11 protein-coding genes and 1 pseudogene are annotated in these 9,835 nt (G+C 63.0%); 9 read left to right on the plus strand and 3 right to left on the minus strand.

Annotated elements, in window-relative coordinates:
- From RWT78_RS24530 to RWT78_RS24550, 5 genes and pseudogenes are all read left to right on the plus strand, one after another.
- Nucleotides 1-107: pseudogene (locus tag RWT78_RS24530) on the plus strand (steroid delta-isomerase); the annotation flags it as partial.
- Nucleotide 108: 1 nt separating this feature from the next.
- On the plus strand, nt 109-1,065 hold the full coding sequence (locus tag RWT78_RS24535; RefSeq protein WP_314681555.1) for an alpha/beta hydrolase: 957 nt from the start codon (nt 109-111) through the stop codon (nt 1,063-1,065).
- A 33-nt stretch (nt 1,066-1,098) separates the two neighbouring features.
- Nucleotides 1,099-2,055, plus strand: coding sequence for an SMP-30/gluconolactonase/LRE family protein (locus tag RWT78_RS24540; RefSeq protein WP_007729077.1), 957 nt, complete (start codon nt 1,099-1,101; stop codon nt 2,053-2,055).
- 68 nt (nt 2,056-2,123) lie between these two features.
- Nucleotides 2,124-3,182, plus strand: coding sequence for a Dyp-type peroxidase (locus tag RWT78_RS24545; RefSeq protein ID WP_042447536.1), 1,059 nt, complete (start codon nt 2,124-2,126; stop codon nt 3,180-3,182).
- Nucleotides 3,179-3,973, plus strand: a complete 795-nt coding sequence (locus RWT78_RS24550) for a family 1 encapsulin nanocompartment shell protein (protein WP_003942478.1) — start codon at nt 3,179-3,181, stop codon at nt 3,971-3,973. The genes RWT78_RS24545 and RWT78_RS24550 overlap by 4 nt, the downstream gene beginning before the upstream one ends.
- Here the strand turns inward: RWT78_RS24550 and RWT78_RS24555 are convergent.
- Genes RWT78_RS24555 through RWT78_RS24565 form a run of 3 tightly spaced genes read right to left on the minus strand, consistent with a single transcriptional unit; the run spans nt 3,962 to nt 5,626 of the window.
- Nucleotides 3,962-4,288 carry a hypothetical protein gene (locus RWT78_RS24555; protein WP_314681560.1) on the minus strand — a complete coding sequence of 109 codons (327 nt, stop codon included), beginning with the start codon at nt 4,286-4,288 and terminating at the stop codon, nt 3,962-3,964. The two genes, RWT78_RS24550 and RWT78_RS24555, sit on opposite strands and share 12 nt — an antisense overlap.
- On the minus strand, nt 4,285-5,109 hold the full coding sequence (locus RWT78_RS24560) for a DUF692 domain-containing protein (RefSeq protein ID WP_314681561.1): 825 nt from the start codon (nt 5,107-5,109) through the stop codon (nt 4,285-4,287). Before RWT78_RS24560 ends, RWT78_RS24555 begins: the two co-directional genes overlap by 4 nt.
- A 46-nt stretch (nt 5,110-5,155) precedes the next feature.
- Nucleotides 5,156-5,626, minus strand: coding sequence for an Lrp/AsnC family transcriptional regulator (locus tag RWT78_RS24565; protein ID WP_037130242.1), 471 nt, complete (start codon nt 5,624-5,626; stop codon nt 5,156-5,158).
- A gap of 154 nt (nt 5,627-5,780) precedes the next feature.
- On the opposite strand from RWT78_RS24565, the gene pdhA reads away from it, so the two are divergent.
- The 4 genes from pdhA to RWT78_RS24585 all read left to right on the plus strand — a co-directional run.
- Nucleotides 5,781-6,908, plus strand: a complete 1,128-nt coding sequence (gene pdhA / locus RWT78_RS24570) for a pyruvate dehydrogenase (acetyl-transferring) E1 component subunit alpha (RefSeq protein ID WP_047272646.1) — start codon at nt 5,781-5,783, stop codon at nt 6,906-6,908.
- 2 nt (nt 6,909-6,910) lie between these two features.
- Entirely contained in the window at nt 6,911-7,915 is a 1,005-nt protein-coding gene (locus tag RWT78_RS24575; RefSeq protein ID WP_314681563.1) for an alpha-ketoacid dehydrogenase subunit beta, read from the plus strand.
- Nucleotides 7,912-9,135, plus strand: coding sequence for a dihydrolipoamide acetyltransferase family protein (locus tag RWT78_RS24580; protein ID WP_314681565.1), 1,224 nt, complete (start codon nt 7,912-7,914; stop codon nt 9,133-9,135). The genes RWT78_RS24575 and RWT78_RS24580 overlap by 4 nt, the downstream gene beginning before the upstream one ends.
- A partial coding sequence (locus tag RWT78_RS24585) for an FAD-dependent oxidoreductase (RefSeq protein WP_314681567.1) occupies nt 9,135-9,835 on the plus strand: 701 nt, incomplete at its 3' end. The genes RWT78_RS24580 and RWT78_RS24585, both read left to right, overlap by 1 nt.

Consider the following 9,835-nt stretch of genomic DNA (forward strand, 5'->3'; position numbering starts at 1 on the left):
AGCAGACCCTGACCATCGCACCCATCGACGTCATGACCTTCGACGACGACGGAAAGATCCTGTCGATGCGCGCATTCTGGAACCAGGAAGACATGATCACCGCCTGACATGACGGTCAAGACGATCGACGTCGACGGATTCTGTTGGCAGATCGACGATTCCGGTTCCGGGACGGCTGTGGTCATGTGCCACGGCTTTCCCGGCCTCGGATACAGCTATCGCCATCAGTCGGCAGCGTTGGCGGAAGCGGGTTTTCGGTCGATTGCACTCGACATGCCCGGTTACGGCGGCACTACCTGCCCCGACGCGATCGAGGACTACACCAACGACGCCGTCGCGAACCGGCTGATCGACCTACTCGACGCTCTCGGAATCGACAAAGCGGTATTCGTCGGACACGATTTCGGCGCTCCGGTCGCGTGGACGACAGCGCTTCGTCACCCCGATCGCGTTGCGGGACTGGTCTCCTTGGCGGTTCCCTATGCGCCGGACAGATTCCCGGCCAAGCCCTCGACGATCTACGCCGCCTTGGCGCGAAAGCACTTTCTGCACATTCACTATTTTCAGGAACCGGGTGTCGCGGAGCGCGAACTCGACGCCCGTCCACGTGAATTCCTTCAGCGGCTCTTCCACGCCTTGTCCGGGGCTTACCGGTACCTCGATGTGTGGAAGAACCCGTCCGAAGGAAACGGCTATCTCGACGTACTTCCCGAGGCGCCGGCGTTGCCGTGGTCGTGGCTCACCGAGGATGATTTGGATGTCTATGTAAAGGCCTTTACTGCAACAGGTTTCACCGGTGGCTTGAACTGGTACCGAGCGTATGACGCCAATTGGGAGCGCAGCGCGGATCTGGACGGCGCGCACGTCGAGGTCCCGACGCTCTTCGTTGCGGGCGCGGAAGACCCGGTCATCGCGATGAGCGGTCCCAAGGCACTGGACCGAATGAAGGACACCGTCCCCGACCTGCGGGGTGTACATCTTCTCGGCGGTGCGGGGCACTTCGTACAACAAGAACACGCTGCCGAGGTCAATGAACTTTTGATCTCTTTCCTTCGGTCGCTCTAGGCGAAATCGGGCCGAAGGTCTAGCGTTGCGCAGATGCGCACCAGGATCTTCGATCGCGGTATTCGGGTAGGTATCACCGGTGCTCTTGTTGCCGGTTCGCTTCTGGCTCTGGGCGTGTCCGGTGCCGCCGCCGCTCCGCCTTGCCCTGGATCGTCACCCGCCATACTCAGCGCCCAGATTCCGGGTGCGGCCCTCGAGGGTGTCACGGTGGACGGGCAAGGGCGCCTGTATACGACCGACCTGGTGAGTGGGCGGATCTTCCGCGTCGACGGGCCTGGTCAGGCCGCAGTTCCGATCGCGACGGTTCCCGGCGGTGCGGGCGCACTCGCGTGGAGCCCGGACGGTTCACTGCTGGTGGGTACCGGAGCAAACGCCGGCGTGCTGATCGGCGATCTGACGCGTGCTGCGTCGGTCGCGCGGGTGGACGTGAACTCGGGCGCCGTGACGCCGATAGCCGGTGGTCTGAGCGCTGCAAACGGCCTTGCCGTCGCGCACGACGGGACGATCTACGCCACCAACGATTTCGGTTCGCTGATCGGAAAGGTCAGCCCGAATGGTTCCGTCGACCCGGCGTGGGCAACCTTCCCGAGTGCAAACGGCGCTGCCCTGAGCGCCGATAATCGCTGGCTCTACGTTTCGCGCACGTTCGCAAACCCGGGTGTCAGCCGCATCTCCGTCGACAATCCGGGATATTCGGAGTCGTTGGTCGATCTCGGTGGTTTCGAAACCTTCTCTGCCCCAGATGGTTTGACCTTGGACTCGCGAGATCGCGCAATTGTTCCCACGGACATCAGTGGTGAGGTGTGGCGGATCGACGGGCCCGGCCAGTACTGCTCGCTCACCAGCGGACTGCAAGCGTCGAGTGTGTTGACCTACGGGCGTGGCAATTCCGGTTTCGCGGCCGGGCATCTCTACCGCGCCGGGTTCGACGGAAAGATCTTCGAGATTCCGGCCGGCTTCGACGCGGGCGCCCAGGCCGCAACCCCCTGACGCGACACCCTGACGCGACTTACCCACTACTGATGCCGGGACTGCCGGAATCGTCCATACTGGTCTGCATGGCGGAAACGAGTGAGATCGACGAGGCCGAAGTGGCCCTTCCCGCGATACCGCAGCCGTTGCTGACCCCGCTCACGGAAGCTGCGATCTTCCTGGTTTTCACCATCGACGAGGGTGGTGAGCAGGCAGTTCACGACGTTCTGGCGGATATTTCCGGGCTGCAACGCTCGATCGGATTCCGGGTTCCCGCCGGTGGCTTGGCTGCCGTCGTAGGCATCGGTTCGGATGCGTGGGATCGACTTTTCGACGGTCCACGGCCGGCGGAATTGCATCCGTTCGTCGAGTTGACCGGTGACAAACACCACGCCCCGCGCACGCCGGGCGATCTGTTGTTTCACATCCGGGCCCGTCAGATGGACCTGTGCTTCGAGTTCGCCACGGTCGTGACCAACAGGTTGGCCGGGGCCGCGTCGGTGATCGACGAGGTCCACGGGTTCAAGTATTTCGAGCAACGCGACCTCATGGGTTTTGTCGACGGTACCGAGAACCCGTCCGGGCAGGCCGCTTACGTCGCGGTCACCGTCGGTGACGAGGATCCGGATTTCGCAGGCAGCAGTTACGTCATCGTCCAGAAGTACCTCCACGACATGTCGGAGTGGAACTCCCTGCCCGTCGAGGAGCAGGAGAACGTCATCGGACGCTCCAAGCTCGAAGATCTCGAGATGGACGACGACACCAAGCCGGCCAACTCCCACACCGCACTCACCGTCATCGAAGACGAATCCGGTGAGCAGATCCAGATTCTGCGCGACAACATGCCGTTCGGCCACGTCGGCTCCGCTGAGATGGGTACCTATTTCATCGGTTACTCGGCGTCGCCGACGGTCACCGAGCAGATGCTCACCAACATGTTCATCGGGAATCCCGTCGGCAATTACGACCGCATTCTCGATTTCTCCACCGCCGTCACCGGAATCAATTTCTTCGTTCCGACGGCGGACTTTCTCGACGATCCCCCGGACTTACCGACCAGGCTCGTTCCCGAAGCGACGTTCACAGCGCCCATCTCTGACGGTTCTCTCGGAATCGGCAGCCTCAAAAGGAGTGCCCAGCAATGACAAACCTGCACCGCGACCTAGCACCCATTTCGGCAGCAGCCTGGGCCGAGATCGAAGAAGAGGCGAGCCGTACCTTCAAGCGTCACGTCGCCGGTCGTCGTGTCGTGGATGTGGAGGGACCGTCGGGTGACGATCTCGCGGCCATCCCACTCGGGCATCAGGTGCCGATCAATCCCTTGGCCGACGGCGTCATCGCACATGCTCGTCAGTCCCAGCCGATCATCGAACTGCGGGTCCCGTTCACCGTCAGCCGTCAGGCCATCGACGACGTCGAACGCGGCGCCAAGGACTCCGACTGGCAGCCCGTCAAGGACGCGGCCAAGCAGATCGCGTTCGCCGAGGACCGCGCCATCTTCGAGGGATACCCCGCAGCCAGCATCACCGGCGTGCGGGCCAGCGGTTCCAACCCGGAACTGAAGCTCCCCATCGACGCCAAGGACTACCCGGAAGCCATCAGCCAGGCGATCACGTCGCTGCGCTTGGCCGGTGTCAACGGACCGTACTCACTGCTCCTGAATGCAGATGCGTTCACCGCGATCAACGAGACCTCCGATCACGGCTACCCCATCCGCGAGCACCTGCGACGCGTCCTCGACGGCGAGATCATCTGGGCCCCGGCCATCGACGGCGCTTTCCTGCTGTCGACGCGTGGCGGTGACTACGAATTGCACCTCGGCCAGGACCTGTCCATCGGCTATCTCTCGCACGATGCGAACTCCGTCGAGCTGTACTTCCAGGAATCGATGACGTTCCTCATGTACACCAGCGAAGCTGTTGTCTCACTTGCGTGAGAGCTTTCGAAACCTCTGATACCAGGGCGGGCGAGGCAGCTCGCCGATGTCCTGGAGATGGGCGACAAAGGCCTGGGCATCCGAACGCGAAGACGTCTTCGGCCGTCCGTCCGCCCACGCTGTGAACAACTGAAGATAACGATCGCCGAGAGTGTGGCGCACGACCGGAAGGTGGTGCGCCACTTCTCCTGCGCGCTTTCGGAGCAGTGCCGCCGAGACAACGGCGGCATCGTCTTTGTCGAAGCCTTCGGGTAGTTCGCCACCCGCCACCAGTGCGCGAATAAGCGCCTCTTGACGCTCACCGAGCGTGCTCATGTGCCTGACCAATCGGTGCCCGCGGTGATGCGATCCAGACCAGCTGCGTCGGCGATGGCATCGAGCTCGTCGAGCAATTCCACTGCCGGCGGATAGTTGCCGTCTCGCTCGAGCATGATCGCGGGATGGTGACCGGCCGCGGTGAATTGCGCGAGTAGTTCCAGCACGGCTTCGGGTACCGGATCGGTGTGCGTGTCGTGGTATTTACCGTCGCCGAGACTGCCACCGGCGATGTGGCAGTAGGCGATTCGTTCGAGCGGCAACCGGCTCAGTTCGGTCCACGGATCACGCCCGCGATTGAGAGCGTTGGCGTAGACGTTCGCGATGTCGAGAACCAGCAGGGCTCCGGTGCGCTCGACGATCTCCGCGAGAAACTCCCCTTCGGTCAACTCGTCGTCCGGCCAGTCGAACAGGGCGGCAACGTTTTCGACGGCGAACGGCACCGGTAGACCGTCCTGAGTCCGGGTGATGTTGCGTACCAGGGCGTCGACGGCTTCGTAGGTGCGCGGAAGTGGGAGCAGGTGCCCGGCCTCGATGCCGCCTGCACGTACGAATGCGATGTGCTCGCTCGCCAAGGGAGCGCCCAGTAGCTGAGCTGCATGCGCAAGGTGATCGATCCGTGCCTGATCTACCGCCTCGGCCCCGCCAAGGGAGAGCGAGATTCCGTGCGGAATCACCGGAACTCCCAGCGAGCCGAGGTGCGGCGGTATCTCGTTTCCGACGGATTCGGCAATGACTTCGCAGAACGCCAGGCCGTCGAGTTGCGCGATGATTCCGGAGACCTCGGGGCGCCAACCGATTCCCAGGCCGTACAGGGTCATTCGAGTCACCTCCCGTGTGCAACTGCTAACGGCGACTATAGACGGATCAGGCGGGCAGCCAGTTGGGTCCCGGACCGTTGCCTTCTTCGAAGATCAGCCACGTTTTGGTCGAGAGAACCCCGTCGAGTCCCTGGAGTTCTTCGAGAACGGTGTGGCGTAGTTCCTGGTTGTCCGGGGCACGGACCAGCACCAGAACGTCGAAGTCGCCGCCGAGGAGGGAGAAGTGCTCGACAAACGGCAGGGCCTTCAAGGACGCCGCCAGACCTCGCCACGAGTGCTGCCTGATCGAGAGTGCCACGTATGCCGAGGAGCCGAGTCCGGCCTTCTCGTGGGCGATCCGCGTCGTGAATCCGGTGATGATTCCGGCGTCCTCGAGCCTTTCGATGCGGACGTAGGCGTGAGCGCGGGATATGTGCGCCTTTTCAGCCAGTGCACGCATGGAGATGCGACTGTCTGCGGTCAGTTCGGCGATGATGCGGCGGTCGATCGCATCGAGAGCGTGCGGTTCGGTGGCCATCTGTCCATTCCTGGTTCGGTAGTCGAGTCGGTTGATGGACATATTGCTGCCCGAATCCTCATGATAGGCCGTTTGTCTTGAATCCTCGACGCTTGCTGCCATTACGTCGCCGAAGTGCGAATACTGATGGACACAACGTCTTCTGGAGGTAGAAGTGACACTTGTCGAGCCCTTGGGGGAACTGCGGTATCAGAAGTTCCTGCCGGCCGATTCCGCGGTGCAGTACCTCGACCCTGCCGGAGAACTGACGCGCAGCGAGGCCCGCTACGCAAAACCGAGCGACGATCGCCTGATCGCGATGTATCGAAAGATGTTCCTGGGCAGGCGTTTCGACCAGCAGGCTACGGCGCTGACCAAACAGGGGCGCCTGGCCGTGTATCCGTCCTCGCGAGGGCAGGAGGCATGTCAGATCGCGGCAGCGATGAGTCTGGAGCCGAGTGACTGGCTCTTCCCCACCTACCGGGATTCGATGGCGTTGGCCGCCAGGGGTGTCGATCCGGTGCAGATTCTGAGCATGCTCGCCGGCGACTGGCACTGCGGATACGACCCGGTCGCACTGCGCAGTGCGCCGCAGTGCACCCCGCTGGCAACGCAATTGCTGCATGCAGCGGGGGTGGCCTACGGGGAGTCTCGACGGGGCTTGAACACCGTCGCCTTGGCGCTCTGTGGTGACGGCGCCACCAGTGAGGGCGATTTCCACGAGGCGCTGAACTTCGCCGCCGTCTTCAAGGCGCCGGTGATCTTTCTGGTGCAGAACAACGGATTTGCGATCAGCGTGCCACTGTCGCGCCAAAGCGCAGCACCGACGTTGGCGCACAAGGGCGTCGGCTACGGGATCGGCAGCGAGCAGGTCGACGGCAACGATCCCGTTGCGATGCTGGCCGTCATGGACGAGGCGGCACGCTTCGTCCGCAGCGGAAACGGGCCGGTGATCGTCGAGGCACACACTTATCGCATCGACGCACACACCAATGCCGACGACGCCACCCGCTACCGCGACAGCGCCGAGGTGGAAGCCTGGCTCGGGCGAGATCCGTTGCCGCGTCTCGAAAAGTATCTGCGCGCACACGATCTGATCGACGACGCGTTCGTGGAATCACTGACCGCAGAGGCAGAAGCAGAGGCCGCCACACTACGCGCCGGCATGAACGTCGACCGCCCGCACGATCCGCTCGATCTGTTCCGGTACGTCTTCGCCGAGCAGACACCGCAATTGCGTGAGCAACAAGCCCAACTCGAAACCGAACTTGCTGCCGAAGCCGCTGACACAGGGGGACACTGACCATGCCCATGCTCACGATGGCTCAGGCCCTCAACACCGCGCTACGCGACTCTCTGGCTGCGGACGACAACGTTGTCGTCTTCGGTGAGGACGTCGGCACCCTGGGCGGCGTTTTCCGCGTCACCGACGGCCTCACCCGCGACTTCGGCGACGACCGATGCTTCGACACTCCCCTCGCCGAGTCCGGCATCATCGGATTCGCAATCGGCATGGCCATGGCCGGTTTTCGTCCGGTCGTGGAAATGCAGTTCGACGCGTTTGCCTATCCGGCGTTCGAGCAGATCGCCTCCCATGTGGCGAAGATCCGCAACCGCACCAAGGGCGCGCTGTCGATTCCGATAGTCATTCGTGTTCCTTTTGCCGGCGGTATCGGCGGGGTGGAGCATCACTGTGATTCCAGTGAGGGCTACTACGCGCACACACCCGGACTGAAGGTTGTGGCGCCGTCCACGGTGGAAGATGCGTACTCGCTGCTACGTTCGGCAATCGAGGACCCCGACCCCGTGATCTTCCTCGAGCCCAAGAAGCTGGACTTCGCGCGAGCAGATGTCGAACTGACCGCACGTGAGCCGATCGGTCGCGCCGTCGTCCGTCGCCCCGGTCGTGACGCGACGCTCATCGCCTACGGTCCGTCCGTGGATGTTGCACTGAGGTCCGCCGAGGCCGCTGCAGCCGAGGGCCGGGACATCGAGGTGATCGACATCCGCTCGATAGTGCCGTTCGACGACGAGACGGTCACCGCATCGGTGCGAAAGACCGGACGCTGCATCGTCATCCAGGAAGCGCAGGGTTTTGCCGGTGTGGGTGCGGAAATTGCTGCCCGCGTGCAGGAACGGTGTTTCCACCATCTCCATGCCCCGGTGCTCCGGGTCAGCGGCTTCGACATCCCCTACCCCGCTCCCAAGCTCGAGCGTCACCACCTGCCCAGCGTCGACCGTGTCCTGGACGCCGTCGACCGTCTGCAGTGGAACGACACTCCCGACACCCGTTGGGCGGTGACGGCATGAGCAATCAGGTATTCATGCTCCCCGATCTGGGTGAAGGTCTGGCGGAGGCCGACATCGCGGAGTGGCACGTCAAGGTCGGCGACGTGGTCACCATCGATCAGATCGTCGTCGAGGTGGAAACTGCGAAAGCTGCTGTGGATGTGCCCATCCCGTTCGCCGGGACCGTGATCGAACTACACGGCAAGGGCGGAGACACCCTGAAGGTGGGCACTCCGTTGATCACTGTGAGTGGTGGCGAGAGTGTCGACGCGGTCGTTTCGGCCAACCACGAGCGCTACCGCGAAGAGGAACGCGCCGGTTCGGGCAACGTCCTGATCGGCTACGGCACCAGCGAGGATGCTCCTCTGCGCCGCCGCAGAGCTGCTCCGTCGGTACGTGTGATCTCGCCGATTGTTCGTAAACTGGCCTCTGACAACAGTATCGACCTAGCCACGATTTCCGGATCGGGCGCCGGCGGAGTCATCACGCGCGCCGACGTCGAGGCCGGGGCAAACTTCGGCCCGGAAACGGAAACGTCACACGCGACCGACCAAAGAATTCCGATCAAGGGGCTACGCAAGGTAGTTGCCGACAAGCTGTCCACCAGCCGCCGCGAGATCCCTGACGCAACAACCTGGGTCGACGTCGACGCCACCGAACTGTTGGCGGCGCGAGCCGAGATCAACAAGTCACTGCCCGATTCCGACAAGATCAGCCTGATGGCGCTCCTGGCTCGGCTGACCATCGCGGCGTTGGCGCAGTACCCCGAACTGAACTCGTCGGTCGATACTGCTCGAGGCGAGATCGTTCGACACGCCCGCACCCACCTGGGGATCGCCGCGCAGACACCGAAGGGATTGATGGTACCGGTCATTCGAAATGCGGACGCCCTGAGCACCGTCGAACTCGCACAAGCACTTCGGGTGACCACCGACCTTGCGCGCGACGGCAAACTCGAACCCGCCCGCCTGACCGGCGGCACGTTCACGCTCAACAACTACGGGGTATTCGGGGTCGACGGATCGACTCCGATCATCAATCACCCCGAGGCGGCAATTCTGGGGATCGGACGCATCATCGACAAGCCGTGGGTCGTGAACGGCGAGTTGACGGTTCGTAAGGTCACTCAGATCTCGTTGAGCTTCGACCACCGCGTCTGTGACGGAGGCGAAGCCGGCGGATTCCTCAGGCTGTTCGGTGACTACATCGAGAACCCGATCCGCGTCCTGGGAAGGCTCTGATGACAACTGCAGAACCCCACAGCGACGTCGTGATCCTCGGTGGAGGATCGGGCGGCTATGCCTGCGCCATCCGCGCCGCTCAACTCGGATTGTCGGTCACGCTGATCGAAGCGGACAAGGTCGGCGGAACGTGCCTGCACCGCGGATGCATCCCGACCAAGGCACTGCTGCATTCCGCCGAGGTGGCCGATTCGGCACGCACCAGTGAGCAATTCGGTGTCCGGGCATCTTTTGCCGGCATCGACGTCGCGCAGGTGCACGACTACAAGAACGGGACAGTCGAGCGGCTGTACAGCGGTCTGCAAGGCTTGTTGGCGCAACACAAGATCACCATCGTCAACGGATACGGGACGTATGTCGGTGGGCGAAGCATCGACGTCGACGGAACCCGCTACACCGGAACATCACTCGTTCTGGCCACCGGCTCGTATCCGCGGGAACTCCCCGGCATCGAACTCGGCCGACGGATCGTCACCAGCGACCAGGCACTCGAACTCGACCGGGTGCCCACCAGCGCAACGGTACTCGGTGGCGGTGTCATCGGCGTCGAGTTCGCAAGCCTCTGGCGCTCGTTCGGCGCCGAAGTAACGATCGTCGAGGCACTCCCCCGACTGATCGCCGCCGAGGATCCGTGGTCGTCGAAGCAGCTGGAGCGGGCATACCGGAAACGTGGAATCGTCTGTAAGACAGACACAAAGGT

The sequence above is a fragment of the uncultured Rhodococcus sp. genome (assembly GCF_963525155.1).
In the GTDB taxonomy this organism is placed as follows: Bacteria; Actinomycetota; Actinomycetes; order Mycobacteriales; family Mycobacteriaceae; genus Rhodococcus_F; species Rhodococcus_F qingshengii.